Source organism: Variovorax sp. MPBD4-3, from assembly GCF_058809745.1.
In genome coordinates this window covers 83,297-103,413 of record NZ_JBXASW010000011.1, presented here as the reverse complement: position 1 = coordinate 103,413, position 20,117 = coordinate 83,297, and the positions used below count along the sequence as shown (strand labels likewise).

Below are 20,117 nucleotides of genomic sequence, written 5' to 3'. Positions count from 1 at the left end.
ACGACCGCTACAGCCGAAATGACTTCGAATTCTGGATCCACCGCCTTGCGGGATGCCCGCCGTATCGTCGTGAAGGTGGGCTCCAGCCTCGTGACCAACGAAGGGCGCGGTCTCGACGAAGCGGCCATCGGCGAATGGTGCCGCCAGTTGGCGGAACTCGTGCGTGACGGCCGCGAGGTCGTCATGGTGTCCAGTGGCGCGATTGCCGAAGGCATGAAGCGGCTCGGCTGGCGCACCCGCCCGCACGAGATCCATGAGTTGCAGGCGGCAGCGGCGGTAGGTCAGATGGGCCTGGCCCAGATGTACGAGACCAAGCTGCGCGAAAACCAGATCGGCAGCGCCCAGGTGCTGCTGACGCATGCCGACCTTGCCGACCGTGAGCGCTACCTCAACGCGCGCTCCACCCTCGTCACGCTGCTGCGGCTGGGCGTGGTCCCGGTCATCAACGAGAACGACACCGTCGTCAACGACGAGATCAAGTTCGGCGACAACGACACGCTCGGCGCGCTCGTGGCCAATCTCGTGGAGGCCGACGCGCTGGTCATCCTCACGGACCAGAAGGGCCTCTACACGGCCGATCCGCGCAAGGACCCTGAAGCGAAGTTCGTGCACGAAGCCGCGGCGGGCGATCCGGCGCTCGAGGCCATGGCCGGCGGTGCGGGGTCGAGCATCGGCAAGGGCGGGATGATCACCAAGATCCTCGCGGCCAAGCGCGCCGCGGGCTCGGGCGCCTCCACGGTCATCGCCTGGGGGCGGGAAGCCGATGCGTTGCTGCGCCTGGCGAAGGGCGAAGCCATCGGCACGCTGCTGGTGGCGCAGACCGCCAAGCACCAGGCCCGCAAGCGCTGGATGGCCGACCATCTGCAGCTGCGCGGCGCCGTGGTCGTCGACGCAGGCGCGGCGGCCAAGGTGCGGGCCGAGGGCAAGAGCCTGCTGCCGATCGGCATGACGGGCGTGTCGGGCGAGTTCTCGCGCGGCGACGTGATCGCGGTGCGCGATACCGAAGGCGTTGAACTGGCCCGGGGCCTGGCCAACTATTCGAGCGTGGAAGCGCGGCTGCTCTGCCGCAAGCCCTCGTCCGAGTTCGAGCGCCTGCTGGGCTATGTGGCGGAGCCTGAAATGGTCCACCGCGACAACATGGTGCTGATGCCCGGCTGAGGCTGGAAATTGAAACGGGGCTCAAGGCCCCGTTTGTTTTTCTGGCTTACTGAACTTCCCGGACCGGATTCCGGATGTTCAGGACCATTTCCCCGACCGATGCGCGCGGGGCATTGCCGCGGCACAGTGCCTGGCCGGCGAGCGCCTTGGTGTAGCTGGAGTTCAGGTCGTAGAAGCGCTTCCACTCGGGCTTTTCGTTCTCGTGCCAGCTGCCTTCGTTGTAGCGGGCGTAGCTCTTCATCTCAGACGTCGCGCAGCGCACGCCTTCGTAGAAGGCATTGACGGCACCGCCGGAGCGGTTGTGGGCCACCACCACGTAGCGCACGATGCCGTCGTCGGTGATGGCGATCGTGTTCGGGTCGATGCCGAACCGCAGGCTCATGTACGGTGGCATCGAGATCGGCAGCAGGCGGCTTTCGCTGAACGCCGGGGGCGGCGGAACGGCGGTTTCGGCCCACTCCTTGTCCGTCTCGGTGCGCTTGGGCGGCGGCGGCATGCCGGCCTGGGCCCAGTCGGCGTTGTCGGTGTCGTGGTTGCCCGAAGCGCAGCCGGCGAGGACGCCGAAGCAGGCGAGCAGGAGGGCGCGTTCAGCGTTGCGTCGGAAGGAAGGGCGCTTTGTGGTTGGCAGAAGGGTCATCGCTCACTGAAGGAATGTCTGGATGCGGATCGAAGCTGCCGCCCGGCGGCAGGTCCAGTCCGGGCGGCGCCCCGGCGTCCAGCGAGTGGCGCTCGAATTCTCGGGCGCGCACGTTGCTGCGCAGGAAGCGGTTGCGGAAATCCTGCCGTGGCAGGTAGCGAGCAAGCTCGGTGAGCGCCATCTCGTAGACTCCGCGCTTGAACTCGACGACCACGTCGAGCGGCACCCAGTAGTCATGCCAGCGCCAGGCGTCGAATTCGGGATGGTCGGTTGCACGCAGGTTGAGATCCCAATCGTGGCCGACGAGTTGCAGCAAATACCAGATTTGTTTCTGGCCCTTGTAGTGGCCCCGTGCGTCACGGCGGATGAACCGATCCGGCACCTCGTAGCGCAACCAGTCGCGGGTACGGGCCACGATGCGCACATGCTCCGGGTGGAGCCCCACTTCCTCATGCAGTTCCCGGAACATGGCTTGCTCGGGACTTTCGCCGCGGTCTATGCCGCCTTGCGGAAACTGCCAGGAATGCGTGCGTATGCGTTTGCCCCAGAAAACCTGGTTTCTCTGGTTGAGCAGGATGATGCCGACGTTGGGCCTGAAGCCGTCCCGGTCGAGCATAATCAAACCCCAATTTTTGAACTGAGTCGATTATGCATGCCGGGGTGCCCTCGGCAAGCTGCGATGCAGGCTCTCAGGGTCTCTCCGGGGGAGCAGTTCCCCACTTCCATTTCGTTTCCATCACCGCGATTCCGATGAAAGCTTCCCGATTTTTTGTCTCCACCCTCAAGGAAGCGCCCGCTGACGCAGAGGTCGCGAGCCACCGGCTCATGATGCGCGCCGGCATGATCAAGAAGCTCGGCACGGGCATCTACACCTACATGCCCATGGGGCTGCGCGTGATCCGCAAGGTCGAGGCGATCGTTCGGGAGGAAATGAACCGCGCCGGCGCCGTCGAGATGACGATGCCGGTGGTGCAGCCGGCCGAGTTCTGGCAGGAGACCGGCCGCTTCGAGAAGATGGGCCCCGAGCTGCTGCGCATCAAAGACCGGCACGACCGCGACTTCGTGATCCAGCCGACCAGCGAAGAAGTGGTCACCGACATCGCCCGCCAGGAAATCCGCAGCTACAAGCAGCTGCCGAAGAATTTCTACCAGATCCAGACCAAGTTCCGTGACGAGCGCCGCCCGCGCTTCGGCCTGATGCGTGGGCGCGAGTTCATCATGAAGGACGCCTACAGCTTCGACCGCGACCTCGACGCGGCCAAGGCCAGCTACCAGGTCATGGCGCAGGCCTACCGCAACATCTTCGACCGCTTCGGCCTGCGCTATCGCGCCGTGGCGGCCGACAGCGGCGCCATCGGCGGCGACCTGAGCGAAGAATTCCAGGTGATCGCCGCAACGGGCGAGGACGCCATCGTCTACTGCCCCGACAGCGACTACGCCGCCAACATGGAAAAGGCCGAGGCGCTCGCCCCGGCCGGCCCGCGCCCCGCTGCAGCCAAGGCGCTCGAGAAGACGCCGACTCCCGGCAAGAGCACCTGTGCCGACGTGGCCGAACTGCTGGGCGTGCCGCTTTCCACCACCATCAAGTCGCTGGTGCTTGCCACCGACATCGTGGACGAGGCCGGCAACCCCAAGGGCTCGCAGGTCTGGCTGCTGCTGCTGCGCGGCGACCACGACATGAACGAGATCAAGGTCGGCAAGCTGCCCGGCCTGAACCAGGGCTTCCGCTTCGCGACCCTCGCCGAAATCGACGAGCACTTCGGCTGCAAGCCCGGCTACCTGGGCCCGCTGAACCTCAAGAAGCCCGTCAAGCTCGTGGCCGACCGCGAAGCCGCCGTCATGGCCGACTGGATCACCGGCGCGAACGAAGTCGATTTCCACATGACCGGCGTCAACTGGGGCCGCGACCTGCCCGAGCCCGACCTGGTGGCCGACATCCGCAACGTGGTCGCCGGCGACGCCTCGCCCGACGGCAAGGGTGTGCTGGCCATCGAGCGCGGCATCGAAGTGGGCCATGTGTTCGTGCTGGGCACCAAGTACAGCAAGGACATGAACGCCACCTACCTCGACGAAGGCGGCAAGCCGCAATTCCTCGAGATGGGCTGCTACGGCATCGGCATCACCCGCCTGCCCGCCGCCGCCATCGAACAGAACCACGACGAGCGCGGCATCATCTGGCCCGACGCGCTGGCACCGTTCACCGTGGTGGTCTGCCCGATCGGCATGGACCGCAGCCCCGAGGTCAAGGTGGCGGCCGAAGCGCTCTACGAAGAACTGCTCGCCAAGGGCGTCGACGTGCTGCTCGACGACCGCGGCGAGCGCCCCGGCGCGATGTTCGCCGACTGGGAACTCATCGGCGTGCCGCACCGCGTGGTCATCTCCGACCGCGGCCTGAAGGAAGGCCAGCTCGAATACCAGGGCCGGCGCGACACCGCGGCCACCAAGGTGCCTGTGGCCGGCATCGCCGAATTCATCAGCGGCAAGCTCGCGAAATGAGCCTGGAGGGCGGCCTCTCGCGACGCCATTGCCTGGGCGGCGCCATGACGGCGGGCGCCCTCACGATGTTGTCGCTGCCCCGGACCGCCCAGGCCGGCGCGCAGATCGAGGAGCCGCTCATCGACTCGGTGCGCACCGCGCTGAGCTCGGCCATCCACAACAAGGCGCCGCCGGTGCCCGAGTTCCCGAACACCGAAGCCCGGCTGGTGTACCTGCGCTGGCTCGGCGAGATGAGCGAGCGGCTCAAGAAGAAGATCCCCGACTGGCCGTCGCGCAAGGAATTCCTGCAGACCGCCTGGTACGAGTCCAAGCGCTCGGGCCTCGAGGTGAGCCTGGTGCTGGGGCTCGTGCAGGTCGAGAGCAATTTCCGCAAGTTTGCGGTGTCGAGCGCCGGCGCGCGCGGCTACATGCAGGTGATGCCCTTCTGGACGCGCGTGATCGGCGACTCCGACCCCGGCAAGCTGTTCCACATGCAGACCAACCTGCGCTTCGGCTGCGTCATCCTGCGTCACTATCTCGACCGCGAGAACGGCGACCTGTTCATGACGCTCGGACGCTACAACGGCAGCCGCGGCAAGTCGCCTTACCCGAATGCGGTGTTCGCCAACCAGCGCCTCTGGGCGTTCAACGACAGGGACCGCGAGCGCGACCGCTCGGCCGCCTGACGCAGCCGGACGCCACCGGATCTTCAGGCCGCCGGCGCCTTGGCGGTGCCCGAGCCCTTGGTGACCATCACCTGATCGATGCGGTAGCTGTCCACGTCCATCACCTCGAAGGTGTAGCCGCCCCAGGTGACGTTGTCGGTGCGCTTGGGCACGCGGCGCAGCATCACCATCAGGAAGCCCGCGAGCGTCTCGTATTCCTCCGAATGCGGCAGCTCGTCGATGTGCAGCGCGCGCTGCACGTCCTGGATGGGGGTGATGCCGTCGATGAGCCAGGAGTTCTCGTCGCGCTGCACGATCTGCTCTTCGTCGGGCATCGACACCAGGTCGCCCATCACCGTGCTCATCACGTCGTTGAGCGTGATCACGCCCACCACCAGGCTGTATTCGTTGACGATGATCGCGAAGTCTTCGTGCGCCTGCTGGAACTGCTCGAGCACCTCGGTCAGCGACAGCCGGTCGGGAATGACCAGCGCCTTGTGCAGCGGCAGGCCCTGGTCGAAGGCCAGCGGCTGGCCGCTGAGCACGCGCTGGAACATGTCCTTGGCGTCCACGTAGCCCAGCACGTGGTCGATGTCGCCATCGCACACCGGGTAGGCCGAGAACGGCTCGGCCACGATGCGCGCGCGCAGCACCGTCTCGGGGTCGTCGTGCAGGAACCACGCGATGTTGTCGCGCACCGTCATCACGCTGCTCACCAGCCGTGTCTCCAGCTCGAACACGTTGGCGATCACCTGCTGTTCGCGCACCGCGAGCACGCCGGCCCGCGCGCCGGCTTCGGTCATCGCGAGAATGTCGGCCGAGGTGATCTTGTCGTCGCGTGCCATCGGCATGCCCAGCGCCTTGAAAAGCAGATCGGTGCATCGCGTGAAGAACCACACCAGCGGCTTGAAGGTGGTGATCAGCAGCAGCATCGGCCCTACCATGCGCACCGCCAGTTGCTCGGGGTTGCTCATGCCCAGCCGCTTGGGGAACAGGTCGGCGAACACCAGGAACACCGCGATGACGATCACGAAGGAGCACAGGAACGCCACGTTGCCCGCGGCTTCCACGCTCAGCCATTTCTCGAAGAAGACGGCGAAATAGGGGCTGAGCGACCCTTCGCCCACCACGCCGCCGAGGATGGCCACGGCGTTCAGGCCGATCTGCACCACGGTGAAATAGTGGCCCGGCTGCTCCTGCACCCGCAGCACCTTCTCGGCCCGGGGGTCGCCCTCGTCGGCCATCTGGCGCAGTCGCAGGCGGCGCGAGGCTGCGAGGGTGATCTCTGCAAGGGAGAAGAACGCGCTCAGCGCGATCAGCAGGACGATGATGAGCAAGCTTTGGGTCAGGGTCATGGTGGCACGGCGAAGAATGCCATGGTGCCATGACTGAGGGTCTGTTCCAGCGACACCGCGGAACCGGCTTTGCCGGGCCGCTGGTGTCGCCCCCGGCGAGGGGGTTGGCGCAGCGACACGAAGTGCGCGAAGCCTGGGGGAGCGCCTATATCCCGCCGTGCGGATGGGTCGGGTCGACCCAGAGTACCGACTCCGGCTTCTCCACCGCTTCGATGTCGAGGTTGACCGCCACCGCCTCGCCATCGCTGCGGCACAGCACGCATTCCAGCGTCTCGGTGGCGCTGGCGTTGATTTCCTGGTGCGGTACGTAGGGCGGCACGTAGATGAAGTCGCCCGGCCCGGCTTCGGCCGAGAACTCGAGCTTCTCGCCCCAGCGCATGCGGGCCCGGCCGCGCACGACGTAGATCACCGATTCGAGATGCCCGTGATGGTGCGCTCCGGTCTTGGCGTCGGCATGGATGGTCACGGTCCCGGCCCAGAGCTTCTGCGCGCCGACGCGGGCGAAATTGATGGCCGCGGCCCGGTTCATGCCGGGCGTCTGGGCGGTGTTCACGTCGAGCTGGTTGGCGGCGATGACGCGCACGCCGTCATGCTTCCAGGCCGGTTCGCCCTCGTGGGAATGACCATGTGAATGGCCGTGCGAGTGGCCGTGATCGTGGCTCATCGCGGAGCCGCCGGATCAGGCGGAAGCGCCGCCGCCGATGACCTGCTGCAGCTCACCGGACTCGTACATCTCCATCATGATGTCCGAGCCGCCGATGAATTCGCCCTTCACGTAGAGCTGCGGGATGGTGGGCCAGTTGCTGTATTCCTTGATGCCCTGGCGGATGCCGTCGTCTTCGAGCACGTTGACGGTCTTGAGCGCCTTGGTGTCGACGCCGACCGCCTTGAGGATCTGGATCGCGCGGCCCGAGAAGCCGCACATCGGGAAGCTGGCGTTGCCCTTCATGAAGAGCACGAGTTCGTTGGTTTTGACGAGATCGTCGATACGTTGCTGGGCGTCGGACATGAGGACTCCTGAAAAGTGGGCTGAGGGGATTATTTCACCGTGCGCCAGATTCCGCCGGAGCAGCGCTGGATGCCGGCGAGGTCGTCGCGGCTTTGCACTTCGGCGAAACCGCGTTCGGCGAGCAGTTGGCGCACCGCGGCGGCCTGGTCGTGGCCGTGTTCGAGCAAGAGCCAGCCGCCTTCCGCAAGGTGCGCCGGCGCGTGCCGGACGATCTGGCGAATGTCGTCGAGCCCGTCGGCACCCGCGACCAGCGCGGAAACGGGCTCATGGCGCAGGGCGGGCAGGTGCGGATCGTTGGCGGCGATGTACGGCGGGTTGCTGGCGATGACCGCGTAGCCGGTGTCGGCGCCGTCGAGCCAGTCGGCCAAGGCGAAGCGCACCGGCAGGCCCAGGCGCCGGGCGTTGGCCTGCGCGACCGCCAGCGCGTCGGCGCTGGCATCGACCGCGTCGACCCGCGCGTCGGCGCGCGCGTGCTGGAGGGCCAGCGCGATCGCGCCGCTGCCCGTGCCCAGGTCGAGCACGCGCGGCGCAGCTTGCCCTTCGAGGCACTGCAACGCCCATTCGACCAGCGTCTCGGTGTCGGGCCGCGGCACCAGCACCCGAGCGTCGACCCGCAGGTCGAGCCCGTGGAATTCCTTCTCGCCGAGCAGATACGCCACCGGCTCGCCCGCGAGGCGGCGCGACAGTTGCGCGGAGAGCGCGGACCACGCGGTGTCCGGCATCGCGTCGGTGTCGTGCGCCAGTAGCCATGCGCGGTCGTGCGGCGCGCGCCCGAGCGCATGCAGCAGCAGCAACTGTGCGTCGAGCCGGTCGATGCCCAGCGCGATGCCGGCGGCCAGCGCCTGCGCCACGGTGGACGGCTTGGGGTCGTCGGTGGCCATCACGCCGGCAGGCTCGATTCCAGCTCGGCCAGCTGCTCGGCTTCGCGCGCGGCGCGCAGGGCGTCGAGCACGTCGCCGAGGTCGCCTTCCATGATGGCCAGCAGCTTGTAGAGCGTGAGATTGATGCGGTGGTCGGTGAGCCGGCCCTGCGGAAAGTTGTAGGTGCGGATGCGGTCCGAGCGGTCGCCGCTGCCGATCAGCCCCTTGCGCATGGCGGCGTCCTTGGCGGCGCGCTCGCTGCGCTCCTTCTCCTGGATGCGCGCCGACAGCACCTGCAGCGCCTTGGCCTTGTTGCGGTGCTGGCTGCGGTCGTCCTGGCATTCGGCCACGATGCCGGTCGGGATGTGCGTGATGCGCACGGCCGAATCGGTCTTGTTGATGTGCTGCCCGCCCGCGCCGCTCGCGCGGTAGGTGTCGATGCGGAGGTCGGCCGGGTTGATCTGCACGGCCACGGTTTCGTCGGGCTCCGCCAGCACAGCCACCGTGCAGGCGCTGGTGTGGATGCGGCCCTGCGTCTCGGTGGCCGGCACGCGCTGCACGCGATGGCCGCCCGACTCGAAGCGCAGGTGGCCGAACACGTCGTCGCCGGAGATGCGCACCACCACTTCCTTGTAGCCGCCGAGTTCGCTCTCGCTCTCGCTCACGATCTCGCAGCGCCAGCCGGCGCGCTCGCAGTAGCGCGTGTACATGCGCAGCAGGTCGCCCGCGAACAGCGCCGATTCGTCGCCGCCCGTGCCCGCGCGGATTTCGAGAAAAGCGTTGCGCGCGTCGTCCGGGTCCTTGGGCAGCAGCAGGCGCTGCAGCTCTTCCTCGAGTTGCACCAATTCGGCTTCGGCGCCGGAGATTTCCTCGCGCGCCATCTCGGCCATGTCGGGGTCGTCGAGCATTTCCCTGGCGCCGGCAATGTCGCTCTCGCGCTGCTTGTAGCGCTCGTAGCGGCCGGCGATCTGGGTGACTTCGGCATGCTCGCGCGAGATGGTGCGGTACTGCGCCATGTCGCTCATGATGTCTTCGCGCGAGAGCAGGAAGTCGAGTTCGCCGAGGCGCTGTGCGTAGCGTTCGAGTTGATGGCGCAGAAAGGATTTCACGGCGGAAGGGGCTCGAAAAAATGGGAGGAAGCCGCAATGCAGCGGCAGGCGCAATGAAGGCTGCGGCCGGCCAGGAGAAGGCCGTGGCCGGGCCGCTGGCGAGCGTCGCTAACGCTCTTTGCGCAGGAACAGGCGCGAGATGGTCTGCGCGGTCTGCTCGCGCGAGGTGGCGTCGCCCGCGTGCAGTTCGGCCAGCGCGCCGTGCATCATCTTCTGCGTGAGACCGCGCGACATGGCCTCGAGCACGGCCTCGACCGATTCGCCCTTGGCCAGCAGCTTGCGCGCACGCGCCATCTCGGCGGCACGCCATTCGTCGGCCTGCGCGTTGAGCTGCTGGATCAGCGGCACGGTGCCGCGCTGGCCCAGCCAGTGCATGAAGCTCTGCACGCCGGCATCGATGATGACTTCGGCCTGCGCCACGGCGGCCTGACGGTTGGCGTGGCCCTGCTGCACCACCTGCGCGAGGTCGTCGACGGTGTAGAGGTACACGTCCTCGAGCGCCTTCACTTCGGGCTCGATGTCGCGCGGCACGGCCAGGTCGACCATGAACATCGGGCGGTGCTTGCGTGCCTTGAGCGCGCGCTCCACGGCACCCAGGCCGATGATCGGCAGCGTGCTCGCGGTGCAGCTCACGACGATGTCGAACTCCGCCAGCCGCGCGGGCAGGTCGGCCAGCCGCAAGGCTTCGCCGCCGAAGCGCGAGGCCAGCTTCTCGCCGCGCTCGAGCGTGCGGTTGGCGATGCCGATCGACTTGGGCTCCTTGGCCGCGAAGTGCGTGGCCGCGAGGTCGATCATTTCGCCGGCGCCGACGAACAGCACGCGCGTCTTGCGCAGGTCTTCGAAGAGCTGGCCGGCCAGGCGCACGGCCGCGGCGGCCATGCTGATGGAGTGCGCGCCGATCTCGGTGGCGGTGCGCACTTCCTTGGCCACGGCAAAGGAGCGCTGGAACAGCTGGTTGAGCGTGCTGCCGAGTGCGCCGGCGGTTTCGGCCGCGCGCACGGCGTCTTTCATCTGGCCGAGGATCTGGGCCTCGCCCAGCACCATCGAATCGAGCCCGCTGGCCACGCGGAAGGCGTGGCGCGCGGCTTCGTCGTCATGCAGGGTGTAGGCGTGCGAGCGAAGCAGGGCGGGTGCCACGCCGCCGCTCTGGGCCAGCCAGCCGAAGGTGTGGTCGAGTGCGGCGTGTTCGGACGCGCAATAGATCTCGGTGCGGTTGCACGTGGAGATGATCGCGGCCTCGACCTGGGGGTGGCGGCCGGTGCCGAAAGAGCTGCGCAGGCTCTGCAGCGTGGGGGCGATCTGGTCGAGCGCGAACGCAAAACGACCGCGCAGATCGAGCGGCGCGGTCGTGTGGTTCAAGCCAAGAGCCCAGACAGACATGCCCGTGATTATAAAATCAGCAGCCGCGCCGGGCTTGCGCAGGGACAAATGGCTTTCCCTATGACAGCCATAAGCCCCGCCGCATGACCTCCCGCACGCATGCGGCCCCCCCGATGGACCTGTCCGACCTCCTCGATCACCTGCTCAATTTCGTCGCACCGGCCGCCTTCATGGCGCTGGTGCTGGTGTTCGCCGGCCGCTACCTGGGCGGCAGGCGTGCCGGCGTACCGCGCTGGTGGGCGCAACTGGTGCTTGTTTTCGCGGCCGGTGTCGCGGTGCTGGCGGCCGGCCTGGCGGTGTTCGGGCGCGACGGGATGATGGCGACGTACGCCGCGCTCGTGGTGGTCTGCGGCACCGTGCAATGGCTGGCGATGCGCGGCTGGCGCCGCTGAAAACCGCTCAGGCCGGGTCCAGCCGGCGGATCATGTAGATCGACCGGCCGGGGTAGGTGGCCAGCCGGGCCTGCTGTTCGGCGCCATCGGGCTGCGTTGCCGCATAGCCCTGGCGCTCCCAGAAACCGACCGAAGACTGCACCGACACCAGCGTCGAATGCCGCCATCCGGCCTGCGCCGCATGCGCCCAGGCATGGCGCACCAGCCGTGGGCCGAGGCCCAGCCCCGCGGCGTCGGGGTGCACCGCCAGGTCGTGCAGGTACAGCGAATCGGCCTGTGCGGCCACTTCGAACTCGCCGTGCAGCGGCGTCAGCTTGCCGGCCACCGACGGATAGCCCGCCAGATAGGCCCGCACGCCGCCGCCATGCTCGGCGACCCAGCCCGTATGGGGCGCGGCCGCGAGCCGGCGCGCGATCAGCTCGCCGTCTTCCACGAAGCCCGCGCCGTAGCAGGCGAGCTGGATCGCCAGCACGGCGTCGAGGTCGGCGGCGCGCATGGCGCGCACGAAGGCGGCGTCCGGCACCATCAGGCCAGCAGCAGCTTGTCGTCGTCCAGCTTCTCGCCGCGGGTCTGCTCGAACATGCGCAGCAGGTCGGGCACGTCGAGGCCGGCGCGCTGTGGGCCGGCCACATCGAGGATCACCTGGCCCTCGTGCAGCATCACCGTGCGCGAGCCGTAGTCCAGCGCCTGGCGCATGCTGTGCGTCACCATCATCGCGGTGAGCTGGCCGGCCTCGACGATCTTGGCCGTCAGCTCCAGCACGAAGGCGGCGGTCTTGGGGTCGAGCGCGGCGGTGTGCTCGTCGAGCAGCAGGATGCGCGAGGGCTTGAGCGAGGCCATCAGCAGGCTCACCGCCTGCCGCTGGCCGCCCGACAGCAGCCCGATGCGGTCGGCCAGGCGGTTCTCCAGCCCCAGCTTCAGGATCGACAGCTTCTCGCGGAACAGCTCGCGCAGGTTGCGGTTGAGCGCGAAGCCGAAGGCCCGCCGCTCGCCGCGCTTCCAGGCCAGCGCCATGTTCTCCTCGATGGTCAGCGCCTCGCAGGTGCCGGCCATCGGATCCTGGAACACGCGGGCCACCATGCCCGAGCGCTGCCAGGCGTTCATGCGGGTCACGTCTTTTCCGTCGATCTCGATGCTGCCCTTGTCGACGATCAGGTCGCCGCTCACCGCATTGAGAAAGGTCGACTTGCCCGCGCCGTTCGAGCCGATCACGGTGACGAACTGACCGGTGGGAATCTCCAGGCCGAGCCCGCGCAGCACGCGGTTCTCGATCGGGGTGCCCGGGTTGAAGGTCATCTCGAGTTGTTGGGCGCGCAGCATCAGTTCTTCCCCTTGAAAAGCGCGCGCAGCTTGCGCTTGTAGGCCGGCACCAGCAGCGCGAACGCCACCAGCACGGCGGTGACCAGGTTCAGGTCTTGCGCCTGCAGGCCCATGAAGTCGGTGTTCAGCGCCATCGCGATGAAGAAGCGGTAGAGCAGCGCGCCCAGCACGCAGGCCAGGGTGGTGATGACCATGCTGCGCGCCGGCAGCAGCGTCTCGCCGATGATCACCGCGGCCAGGCCGATCACGATCGTGCCCACGCCCATCGAGATGTCCGCCGTGCCCTGGCTCTGCGCGAACAGCGCGCCGGCCAGCGCCACCAGCGCGTTCGACAGCGCCAGGCCGGCCATGGTGTGGAAGTCGGTCGAAATGCCCTGGGCCCGCGCCATGCGCGCGTTGCCGCCGGTGGCGCGCATCGCCAGGCCGGCTTCGGAGGCGAAGAACATGTCGACCAGGATCTTGGCGACGATCACGATGAGAAGCAGCAACAGCGGCTTGGCCCACTGCTCGGGCATGCCGCCGAAGTCGACCATGCTGAACACCGTGGGTTCGGTGATGAGCGCCACGTTGGGCTTGCCCATCACGCGCAGGTTGATGGAGTACAGCGCGATCATCACCAGGATGCTCGCGAGCAATTGCATGATCTTCAGCTTGACGTTGAGCCAGGCCGTGACCCAGCCCGCGGCGGCGCCGGCCACGCAGGCCACCGCGGTGGCGGCCGCAGGGTTCCAGCCAGCGACGATCAGCGTCGCGGCCACGGCGGCGCCCAGCGGGAAGCTGCCGTCCACCGTGAGGTCGGGAAAATTGATGATGCGAAACGACATGAAGACGCCCAGCGCGACCAGTCCGAATATCAGACCGATCTCGATGGCGCCCAGCGAGGCGATGAGGGACATGTGGGGAGGCTTCCGGCAGGCGGCGAGGCAACAACGGGCCCGCCCCGGTGGATGAGACCGGGGCGCGGGCCCGTCGAAGGGCTTACTTGGTGCTCACGACCTTCGCCGTCTTCAGCAGCTCGTCGGACAGCGTCACGCCCTGCAGCTTGGCCGCGCCGGGGTTCACCACCAGCTCGAAGTTGGTGCTGGTCTGCGAGGCGATGGTGCCGGGCTTCTCGCCCTTGAGGATGCGCACCACGATCTTGCCGGTCTGGCGGCCGATGTCGCTGTAGTTCAGGCCCAGTGCGGCCACGGCGCCGCGCTCCACGGTGGCCGTGTCGGCCGCAACCACCGGCAGCTTGGCCTGCTGGGCCACCTTCACGATGCCTTCGAAGGCCGAGACCACGTTGTTGTCGGTCGGCGTGTAGATCACGTCGGCCTTGCCGACCAGGCTCTGGGCGGCGGTCGGCACGTCCACCGTGCGGGCGGCGGCGGCCTCGACCACCGTCATGCCGGCGGCCGAGGCGGCCTTCTTGAGCGACTCGACGATGGCCACCGAGTTGGCTTCACCGGGGCTGTAGATCACGCCGATGCGCTTGGCGTTCGGCACCACCTGCTTGATGAGGCCAACATGCTTTTCCAGCGGCGACAGGTCGGACACGCCCGTCACGTTGGTGCCGCTGGCCTCCCAGTTCTTCACCAGCTTGGCCGCCACCGGGTCGGTGATGGCCGAGTACACGACCGGAATGGTCTTGGTCGAGGCAACCACGGCCTGCGCCGACGGGGTGGCGATGGCGACGATCACGTCGGGCGCGTCGCCCACGTACTTGCGGGCGATCTGGGCGGCGGTGCCCACGTTGCCTTGCGCGCTTTGATAGGTGAACTTGAGGTTCTTGCCCTCTTCGTAGCCCGAAGCCTTGAGCTCCGCCTTCACGCCGTCGCGCACGGCGTCCAGCGCCGGATGCTCCACGATGGCCGTCACGGCCACCGACTTGGTGTCGGCCGCGAACGAAGGCGCGGCGGCCAGCATGCCGAGGGCCAGGGCCATTGCGCTGAAGGGTGTGCGAAGCAAAGCGTTTTTCACGTAGGGGTCTCCGGAGGGGAAATGGATGCGTCTGAGTGCGCCGCCGGCGGGGCCGGGGCAGTAAATCCAGCGGGCCGGGAATGCGTGCAGCAATCCCGGCGCTCGGAGTCTAGATCGTACTTTGCACAATTAAGGTGCATGAAAGGTCCGGACTTACCCCGCTTTGCACCATAAAATTGCATCCGCAACGGATCAATGGAAATGAAATTGCACGACGTCGAACTCGACCGGATCGACCGGCGGATTCTCGAACACCTCCAGACGAACGGCCGCGCATCCAATCTGGAGCTGGCGGAGGTGGCCAATCTTTCGCCCGCCCAGTGCCTGAGGCGCCATCGGCGGCTCGAGGAACTGGGGCTGGTGCACGGCTACGCGGCGCGGCTGAATGCGCGCCGGGTCGGGCTGGGCGTGATCGCCTTCATCCACGTGACCATGGCGCGCGGCCATGTCGACGAACTGCCCAAGTTCCAGGACCTGATCGCCGACATGAAGCAGATCCTGGAGTGCTATTCGGTGACGGGCGACTTCGACTACGTGCTCAAGGTCGTCGCGCAGGACCTGGAGTCGCTCTCGCAGTTCCTGATGCACACGCTGATGCACATGCCCGGGGTGTCGGCGGTGCGTTCGAGCGTGTGCCTCAACGAGATCAAGTTCACCACCGCGCTGCCTCTGGAGTGAGGGCGGCGCGGCGCTTCGCTCAGCTCTGCACGCCGGGGATCGGCGAGGCGGGCGATGAAGGCACGACGGGCGCCGGTGCCTCTGGCGCGGCCGCCATCACCATCGTCGGCACCGCCAGCGGCAGCGAGGCCTTCTTCAGCTCGTCCAGGATCACGAACAGCAGGTCGCTGCGCACCCCGCCCGCCAGCCGGGGGCTCGCCACGTAGGCAATGGCCTGGAAGATCAGCAGCCCGTTCTCTATGCCTTCGAGCGTGAGCGAGGGCGCCGGCGTTTCCAGCACGCCCTCATGCGCCTTGCAGGCCGCCAGGATCAGCTCGCGCACGCGCTGCGCGTCGGTGGTCAGCGGCATCGGCAGGCGGATCAGCACGCGGCCCTCGGCGTTGGCCAGGGTCATGTTGCGCACGGTCTTGGTGATGAACTCCGAGTTCGGCACGATCAGCGTGGAGCGGTCGCCCAGCTGGATTTCGGTGGCGCGCACGTTGATGCGCCGCACGTCGCCCTCGGCCGTGCCCAGCACCACCCAGTCGCCCACCTTCACCGGCTGCTCCGCCAGCAGGATCAGCCCCGAGATGAAGTTCTGCACGATCGCCTGCAGGCCGAAGCCGATACCCACCGACAGCGCGCTCGCCACCCACGCGATGCGCTCGATGCCGATGCCCAGCGCCGACAGCGTGAACGCGATCACCATGATGCCGCCGACGTAGCCCAGCAGCGTGGTGATGGAGCTCTGCATGCCCGGCTCGAACTGCGTGTTCGGCAGGTAGCTGCGCGTGAGCCAGCGCTTGAACACCCGCAGCATGATGAAGCCCACCACCGCCACCGTCAGCGCGCTGAGGATCGCGCCCGGCACCAGCTGGAACTCGCCCACCTTCACGCCGGAGCCGAGCTTGCCGCCGCGCTGGAACACCTCGCCCGGCGAGGTGCCCAGCGGCGCGGCCAGCGCGATCAGCATGTACACGAACAATGCGACGCGGCTGATGCCCGACAGCACCGTGGCCGCCTGGTCCAGCGTCTGCGGCGCGAGGCCGAAGCTCTTCTGCAGCTTCTGGCCGAAGGCGCTGCGCGACGACGCGATGGCCATGAACACGTCGTCGGCGAACTTGAACAGCACATAGAAGGCCGCCGCCACGATGCCGGTCCAGGTGAGCTGAGAGGCCAGGAAGCTGCCCAGCGCCACGTAGCCCAGGCCCACCAGCACCCAGATGGCGATCATCAGCGCGCCGATCAGCGCCACCAGCAGGCCGACCCACATCGGCCGCTCGGGCAGGCCAGCCGCGGGGGCGTCCGCGCGCAGGGCCTTCAGCCGGTAGATCACCGTGCCGACCAGCGCGGTGAGGATCAGCGCCGTGAGCACGTGCGTGGCCACCACGGCGGCAAAGCTGGCGTCGACCAGCGCGTTGACTTCGGCCGGCGTCCAGGCCAGTGCCGCCACCAGCGCCACCAGCCAGGGCAGCGCCGCGAGCTTGCTGGCCGTGGCGTCGGGAATCGGCGGCAGCCGCCAGGAAGGCCGGGCCGTGGCCAGAAGGGCGCGGCCCAGTCCGATGACGAAAGCCATGAAGGTCAGCGCCTGCGCCGAGGACTGCAGCGCCTTGCGCGCCAGCGGGTCCCATGTGGCGTGCGCCTTGAGCACCTCCACGAAGCCATGCGCCGCCACGGCCACCAGCAGCACATGGCTCCCCACGATCCCGATCACCAGCAGCGAGCGCCGCAGCCGGCCGGCGGGCAGCATCCGGGTCGCGAGCCGGGTGAGCAGGCGCTCGGCGGCCCAGACGCCCAGCCATGCCAACAGCAATGCGCCGATGAGTGTCGCGATCACCAGCGTGAGCGATGCGGGCGCCAGTGCCTGGTCGAAACCCGCGCTGAGCGCCGAGCCCATGGTCCGCAGCCGTTCCAGGTCGTCGGGCCAGGCGTCCTGCAGGTCGGTCCAGAAGCGTCCGGTGAGCGGGGAGGCGGCGCGCTCGGTGAGCTGAGCCTCGAACAGTTCCCGGCGCTGCGTGACGAGGTCGGTGCCGCGCTGGCGCACGTCGACCGACAGCAGTCGCGCGAGCCGGATGTCGGCGTCCAGCGCGTTGCGCTCCTTGGTCAGGCGCGCACGCTGGCGGGTGATGTCGGGGTCTTCGGTGGCGCCGGCCCCGGGCGGGTTGCCGAGCTCGCCGAGGCGGGCGTTCAGGTCGGCCAGCTCGCCGGTGCGCGCGGCGACGAACTTGTCGGCCTGCGTGCCGATGTCGTTGATCTGCGCGAGCAGCTTGCGCGCGTCATCGTCGGTTTCGGCGGCGGCGCTGAGCTTGTTGAACTGGGCGCGCAGTTCGGCGACCGTGGGCGTCGGAGCGACGGCTGTGGCGGTGCCGCTGTTGTTGCTGCTGTCGGGCTGCGCCATTGCGCCGCCGCACGTCAGCAGCGCGGCGAGGCAGAAGGTCGCGAAACGTAGGGTCCAACTCATGGCCGCATCATAGAAGCCGCCATTGCGTAAGAACCGGTAAGAAATGCAGCCTCAGCCGGCCGGAGGAAAGAGGTCGACCCGGTCGGTGATGATGCCGTCGGTGCCGAGGTCGATCAGCCGCTTCGCGGCCCACTCGTCGTTCACCGTGTAGCTCAGCGCGCGCATGCCGGCGCCGTGCACCTGCGCGACCACGCCGGCGTCCCACAGCGCGTGGTTGCAGACGATGGCCACGCAGCCGAGCTGCCGGGCGGCTTCGAGCCAGCCCTTCCAGAGCGAGTCGAGCAGCAGGCCGCGCGGCAGCTCGGGCTGGGCCGCTTGCGCGCCTTTCAGCGAATCGACCTGGAATGAGGTGAGCAGCGGCGGCACGGCCGCGCCCTGCCACAGGCGGGCGGCTTCGCGCGCCACCACCTCGCCGGTCTCGCGCTCGACGCCCGGCGTGGGCTTGATCTCGATGTTCAGCAGGTGGCCGTTGGCCAGGCAGAAGCGCGCGATGTTCTGCAGCGTGGGCAGTGGCTCGCCGGCATGGCCGCGCGAATGCCAGCCGCCGGCGTCGAGCTGCGACAGCGCGCTCCAGGGCTGCTCGCCGCCGATGCCGCGGCCGCTGGTGGTGCGCTCGAGCTTGGCGTCGTGCATCAGGAACGGCACGCCGTCGGCGCTGAGCTTGGCGTCGCACTCGAACATGCGATAGCCGTGGGCCGCGCCCAGCCTGAAGGCGGCCAGCGTGTTTTCAGGCGCCAGCTTGCCGGCGCCGCGATGCGCGACCCAGCGGGGGTAGGGCCAGGGCTTCAGCTCGCTCATCGTTCAATCCACGCGCTTGCCGGAGCCGGCGTCGAACCAGTGCAGCTTTTCTTCGCGCGCGGCGATCTTCACCGTGTCGCCGGCCACCGGCGGGCGGTCGCCTTCGTCGGTGCGCATGATGATCTGCTCGTCGCCGATGCGGCCGTACACCAGGCGCTCGGCGCCCAGCAGCTCGACCTGCTCGACCTGCACCGACCAGCCGCTTTCGTCGAGCTTCATGTGTTCGGGTCGGATGCCCAGGATCTGGCCCGGGCGCACGCCCGGCGCGTGCTTGAGCAGGTTCATGGGCGGCGAGCCTATGAAGCTCGCCACGAAGGTGGTGGCTGGGCGGTTGTACACCTCCTCGGGCGTCGCGAACTGGTCCATCACGCCGCCGTTCATCACGATGATGCGCTGCGCCAGCGTCATGGCCTCGACCTGGTCGTGCGTGACGAACAGCGAGGTGATGCCGAGCTCGCGGTGCAGCTTCTGGATTTCGAGGCGGGTCTGCGCGCGCAGCTTGGCGTCGAGGTTGGACAGCGGCTCGTCGAACAGGAACACCTGCGGCTGGCGCACGATGGCGCGGCCCATGGCCACGCGCTGGCGCTGGCCGCCGGAGAGTTCGCGCGGCTTGCGCTCCAGCAGGTGGCCCAGCTCGAGGATCTTCGCGGCCTTGTCCACGCGCGCCTTGATCTCGGGCACCGGCACCTTGAGGATCTTCAGGCCGTAGGCCATGTTGGCGAACACCGTCATGTGCGGGTAGAGCGCGTAGTTCTGGAACACCATCGCGATGTCGCGCTCGGACGGCTCGAGGTTGTTCACCACGCGGTTGCCGATGGAGATTTCGCCGGCCGAGATTTCCTCGAGGCCGGCCACCATGCGCAGCAGCGTCGACTTGCCGCAGCCCGAGGGGCCGACGATGACGATGAATTCGTGGTCGGCGATCTCGGCGCTCACGCCGTGGATGACCTGGTTGGCTTTCGGCCCGTGGCCGTAGCGCTTGATGACGTTGCGTAGAGAGAGAGCAGCCATGTTTCGTTCGTTCTGCGTTTATTTGTCGGTATCTACCAGGCCCTTGACGAACCACTTCTGCATCAGCACCACCACGATGCCCGGCGGCAGCATGGCGAGCACGGCGGTGGCCATGACCACGTTCCAGTCCACGGGCGATTCGCCGTTGCCGGTCATGGCCTTGATGCCGACCACGATCGGGTACATGTTCTCGCTGGTCGCGGCGATCAGCGGCCAGAGGTACTGGTTCCAGCCGTAGATGAACTGGATCACGAACAGCGCCGCGATGCTGGTCTTCGACAGCGGCAGCAGGATGTCCTTGAAGAAGCGCATGGCCCCGGCGCCGTCCACCCGGGCGGCTTCCACCAGCTCGTCGGGCACCGTCAGGAAGAACTGGCGGAACAGGAAGGTGGCCGTGGCCGAGGCGATCAGCGGCACCGAGAGCCCGGCGAAGGTGTTGATCATGCCGAGGCTGGCGACCACCTGGTAGGTCGGGCCGATGCGCACTTCGACCGGCAGCATCAGCGTGATGAAGATCAGCCAGAAGCACAGGCTGCGCAGCGGGAAGCGGAAGTACACCACCGCGAAGGCCGACAGCAGCGAGATGCTGATCTTGCCGAAGGTGATGATGAAGGTGATGACCGAGCTGACCCAGATCATGCGGGCCACCGACACGTTGGTGCTGGTGCGCCCGCCGCCGGTCAGCGCGGCCTTGTAGGTTTCCCAGAAGTTGGCGCCGGGCAGGATCGGCATCGGCGCCTGCATGATTTCCTGCGGCGTGTGCGTGGAGGCGACGAAGGCCAGGTAGATCGGGAAGACCACCAGCAGCACGCCGAAGATCATGATCGCGTGCGCGAGGATGCCGAGGGAGGGGCGGCGCTCAACCATGGCG

The 20,117-nt window shown here is 67.9% G+C and carries 21 protein-coding genes; 5 read left to right on the top strand and 16 right to left on the bottom strand.

Annotated elements, in window-relative coordinates; all coding sequences use genetic code 11:
• The first annotated feature begins 18 nt into the window (after positions 1 to 18).
• A complete protein-coding gene (proB, locus tag AC1RVW_RS09480; RefSeq protein WP_493199494.1) occupies positions 19 to 1,158 on the top strand; it encodes a glutamate 5-kinase in 1,140 nt (379 codons plus the stop codon).
• Positions 1,159 to 1,204: 46 nt separating this feature from the next.
• On the opposite strand, the gene AC1RVW_RS09475 is transcribed toward proB, so the two are convergent.
• The gene (locus AC1RVW_RS09475) at positions 1,205 to 1,795 is read right to left on the bottom strand and encodes a CNP1-like family protein (protein WP_493199492.1); all 591 of its coding nucleotides are present in this window, start codon (positions 1,793 to 1,795) and stop codon (positions 1,205 to 1,207) included.
• Positions 1,746 to 2,411 (bottom strand): RNA pyrophosphohydrolase, encoded by a 666-nt coding sequence (locus AC1RVW_RS09470; RefSeq protein WP_081267934.1) that lies wholly within the window; start codon positions 2,409 to 2,411, stop codon positions 1,746 to 1,748. The genes AC1RVW_RS09475 and AC1RVW_RS09470 overlap by 50 nt, the downstream gene beginning before the upstream one ends.
• Positions 2,412 to 2,545: 134 nt before the next feature.
• Here AC1RVW_RS09470 and AC1RVW_RS09465 point away from each other — a divergent pair, with 134 nt between their 5' ends.
• Positions 2,546 to 4,291 (top strand): proline--tRNA ligase, encoded by a 1,746-nt coding sequence (locus AC1RVW_RS09465; protein WP_493199491.1) that lies wholly within the window; start codon positions 2,546 to 2,548, stop codon positions 4,289 to 4,291.
• Positions 4,288 to 4,956, top strand: coding sequence for a lytic transglycosylase domain-containing protein (locus AC1RVW_RS09460; RefSeq protein WP_106937028.1), 669 nt, complete (start codon positions 4,288 to 4,290; stop codon positions 4,954 to 4,956). The genes AC1RVW_RS09465 and AC1RVW_RS09460 overlap by 4 nt, the downstream gene beginning before the upstream one ends.
• 23 nt (positions 4,957 to 4,979) lie before the next feature.
• Here the strand turns inward: AC1RVW_RS09460 and paeA are convergent, their stop codons facing one another.
• From paeA to hemA, 6 genes are all read right to left on the bottom strand, one after another.
• Entirely contained in the window at positions 4,980 to 6,290 is a 1,311-nt protein-coding gene (gene paeA / locus AC1RVW_RS09455; RefSeq protein ID WP_493199490.1) for a polyamine export protein PaeA, read from the bottom strand.
• A gap of 145 nt (positions 6,291 to 6,435) precedes the next feature.
• A complete protein-coding gene (locus AC1RVW_RS09450) occupies positions 6,436 to 6,954 on the bottom strand; it encodes a cupin domain-containing protein (protein WP_493199488.1) in 519 nt (172 codons plus the stop codon).
• 15 nt (positions 6,955 to 6,969) lie between these two features.
• Positions 6,970 to 7,299, bottom strand: coding sequence for a Grx4 family monothiol glutaredoxin (grxD, locus tag AC1RVW_RS09445; protein ID WP_081267939.1), 330 nt, complete (start codon positions 7,297 to 7,299; stop codon positions 6,970 to 6,972).
• Between the two features lie 29 nt (positions 7,300 to 7,328).
• Positions 7,329 to 8,180 (bottom strand): peptide chain release factor N(5)-glutamine methyltransferase, encoded by an 852-nt coding sequence (gene prmC / locus AC1RVW_RS09440; protein WP_493199486.1) that lies wholly within the window; start codon positions 8,178 to 8,180, stop codon positions 7,329 to 7,331.
• A complete protein-coding gene (gene prfA / locus AC1RVW_RS09435) occupies positions 8,180 to 9,268 on the bottom strand; it encodes a peptide chain release factor 1 (protein ID WP_285410139.1) in 1,089 nt (362 codons plus the stop codon). The genes prmC and prfA overlap by 1 nt, the downstream gene beginning before the upstream one ends.
• Positions 9,269 to 9,376: 108 nt before the next feature.
• Positions 9,377 to 10,648: a glutamyl-tRNA reductase gene (gene hemA, locus AC1RVW_RS09430; RefSeq protein WP_493199484.1), complete on the bottom strand. Its 1,272-nt coding sequence runs from the start codon at positions 10,646 to 10,648 to the stop codon at positions 9,377 to 9,379.
• A gap of 113 nt (positions 10,649 to 10,761) precedes the next feature.
• Between hemA and AC1RVW_RS09425 the strand changes: the two genes are divergently transcribed.
• Positions 10,762 to 11,040: a hypothetical protein gene (locus tag AC1RVW_RS09425; RefSeq protein WP_081267943.1), complete on the top strand. Its 279-nt coding sequence runs from the start codon at positions 10,762 to 10,764 to the stop codon at positions 11,038 to 11,040.
• 7 nt (positions 11,041 to 11,047) lie between these two features.
• On the opposite strand, the gene AC1RVW_RS09420 is transcribed toward AC1RVW_RS09425, so the two are convergent.
• From AC1RVW_RS09420 to AC1RVW_RS09405, 4 genes are all read right to left on the bottom strand, one after another.
• Positions 11,048 to 11,566, bottom strand: coding sequence for a GNAT family N-acetyltransferase (locus tag AC1RVW_RS09420; RefSeq protein ID WP_493199482.1), 519 nt, complete (start codon positions 11,564 to 11,566; stop codon positions 11,048 to 11,050).
• Positions 11,566 to 12,360, bottom strand: a complete 795-nt coding sequence (locus tag AC1RVW_RS09415) for an ABC transporter ATP-binding protein (RefSeq protein WP_081267945.1) — start codon at positions 12,358 to 12,360, stop codon at positions 11,566 to 11,568. Before AC1RVW_RS09415 ends, AC1RVW_RS09420 begins: the two co-directional genes overlap by 1 nt.
• Positions 12,360 to 13,256, bottom strand: coding sequence for an ABC transporter permease (locus AC1RVW_RS09410; protein WP_106937033.1), 897 nt, complete (start codon positions 13,254 to 13,256; stop codon positions 12,360 to 12,362). Before AC1RVW_RS09410 ends, AC1RVW_RS09415 begins: the two co-directional genes overlap by 1 nt.
• Positions 13,257 to 13,338: 82 nt before the next feature.
• The gene (locus AC1RVW_RS09405) at positions 13,339 to 14,283 is read right to left on the bottom strand and encodes an ABC transporter substrate-binding protein (RefSeq protein ID WP_205367360.1); all 945 of its coding nucleotides are present in this window, start codon (positions 14,281 to 14,283) and stop codon (positions 13,339 to 13,341) included.
• 243 nt (positions 14,284 to 14,526) lie between these two features.
• Here AC1RVW_RS09405 and AC1RVW_RS09400 point away from each other — a divergent pair, with 243 nt between their 5' ends.
• Positions 14,527 to 14,997, top strand: a complete 471-nt coding sequence (locus AC1RVW_RS09400; RefSeq protein WP_155742489.1) for an Lrp/AsnC family transcriptional regulator — start codon at positions 14,527 to 14,529, stop codon at positions 14,995 to 14,997.
• A 19-nt stretch (positions 14,998 to 15,016) separates the two neighbouring features.
• Here the strand turns inward: AC1RVW_RS09400 and AC1RVW_RS09395 are convergent, their stop codons facing one another.
• The 4 genes from AC1RVW_RS09395 to ugpE are packed head-to-tail and all read right to left on the bottom strand — an operon-like array spanning position 15,017 to position 20,113.
• On the bottom strand, positions 15,017 to 17,437 hold the full coding sequence (locus tag AC1RVW_RS09395) for a DUF3772 domain-containing protein (protein ID WP_493199479.1): 2,421 nt from the start codon (positions 17,435 to 17,437) through the stop codon (positions 15,017 to 15,019).
• A gap of 51 nt (positions 17,438 to 17,488) precedes the next feature.
• Complete coding sequence (gene ugpQ / locus AC1RVW_RS09390; RefSeq protein WP_106937036.1) at positions 17,489 to 18,235, bottom strand: glycerophosphodiester phosphodiesterase; 747 nt, start codon at positions 18,233 to 18,235, stop codon at positions 17,489 to 17,491.
• 3 nt (positions 18,236 to 18,238) lie between these two features.
• Positions 18,239 to 19,246 carry a sn-glycerol-3-phosphate ABC transporter ATP-binding protein UgpC gene (gene ugpC / locus AC1RVW_RS09385; RefSeq protein ID WP_081267950.1) on the bottom strand — a complete coding sequence of 336 codons (1,008 nt, stop codon included), beginning with the start codon at positions 19,244 to 19,246 and terminating at the stop codon, positions 18,239 to 18,241.
• 18 nt (positions 19,247 to 19,264) lie between these two features.
• Positions 19,265 to 20,113: a sn-glycerol-3-phosphate ABC transporter permease UgpE gene (ugpE, locus tag AC1RVW_RS09380; protein ID WP_081267951.1), complete on the bottom strand. Its 849-nt coding sequence runs from the start codon at positions 20,111 to 20,113 to the stop codon at positions 19,265 to 19,267.
• Positions 20,114 to 20,117 lie beyond the last annotated feature (4 nt).

Coding starts and splice junctions, on each gene's coding strand:
- proB (WP_493199494.1), top strand. CDS start 19: ATGACTTCGAATTCTGGATCCACCGCCTTGCGGGATGCCCGCCGTATC.
- AC1RVW_RS09475 (WP_493199492.1), bottom strand. CDS start 1,795: ATGACCCTTCTGCCAACCACAAAGCGCCCTTCCTTCCGACGCAACGCT.
- AC1RVW_RS09470 (WP_081267934.1), bottom strand. CDS start 2,411: ATGCTCGACCGGGACGGCTTCAGGCCCAACGTCGGCATCATCCTGCTC.
- AC1RVW_RS09465 (WP_493199491.1), top strand. CDS start 2,546: ATGAAAGCTTCCCGATTTTTTGTCTCCACCCTCAAGGAAGCGCCCGCT.
- AC1RVW_RS09460 (WP_106937028.1), top strand. CDS start 4,288: ATGAGCCTGGAGGGCGGCCTCTCGCGACGCCATTGCCTGGGCGGCGCC.
- paeA (WP_493199490.1), bottom strand. CDS start 6,290: ATGACCCTGACCCAAAGCTTGCTCATCATCGTCCTGCTGATCGCGCTG.
- AC1RVW_RS09450 (WP_493199488.1), bottom strand. CDS start 6,954: ATGAGCCACGATCACGGCCACTCGCACGGCCATTCACATGGTCATTCC.
- grxD (WP_081267939.1), bottom strand. CDS start 7,299: ATGTCCGACGCCCAGCAACGTATCGACGATCTCGTCAAAACCAACGAA.
- prmC (WP_493199486.1), bottom strand. CDS start 8,180: ATGGCCACCGACGACCCCAAGCCGTCCACCGTGGCGCAGGCGCTGGCC.
- hemA (WP_493199484.1), bottom strand. CDS start 10,648: ATGTCTGTCTGGGCTCTTGGCTTGAACCACACGACCGCGCCGCTCGAT.
- AC1RVW_RS09425 (WP_081267943.1), top strand. CDS start 10,762: ATGGACCTGTCCGACCTCCTCGATCACCTGCTCAATTTCGTCGCACCG.
- AC1RVW_RS09420 (WP_493199482.1), bottom strand. CDS start 11,566: ATGGTGCCGGACGCCGCCTTCGTGCGCGCCATGCGCGCCGCCGACCTC.
- AC1RVW_RS09415 (WP_081267945.1), bottom strand. CDS start 12,360: ATGCTGCGCGCCCAACAACTCGAGATGACCTTCAACCCGGGCACCCCG.
- AC1RVW_RS09410 (WP_106937033.1), bottom strand. CDS start 13,256: ATGTCCCTCATCGCCTCGCTGGGCGCCATCGAGATCGGTCTGATATTC.
- AC1RVW_RS09405 (WP_205367360.1), bottom strand. CDS start 14,283: ATGGCCCTGGCCCTCGGCATGCTGGCCGCCGCGCCTTCGTTCGCGGCC.
- AC1RVW_RS09395 (WP_493199479.1), bottom strand. CDS start 17,437: ATGAGTTGGACCCTACGTTTCGCGACCTTCTGCCTCGCCGCGCTGCTG.
- ugpQ (WP_106937036.1), bottom strand. CDS start 18,235: ATGAGCGAGCTGAAGCCCTGGCCCTACCCCCGCTGGGTCGCGCATCGC.
- ugpC (WP_081267950.1), bottom strand. CDS start 19,246: ATGGCTGCTCTCTCTCTACGCAACGTCATCAAGCGCTACGGCCACGGG.
- ugpE (WP_081267951.1), bottom strand. CDS start 20,113: ATGGTTGAGCGCCGCCCCTCCCTCGGCATCCTCGCGCACGCGATCATG.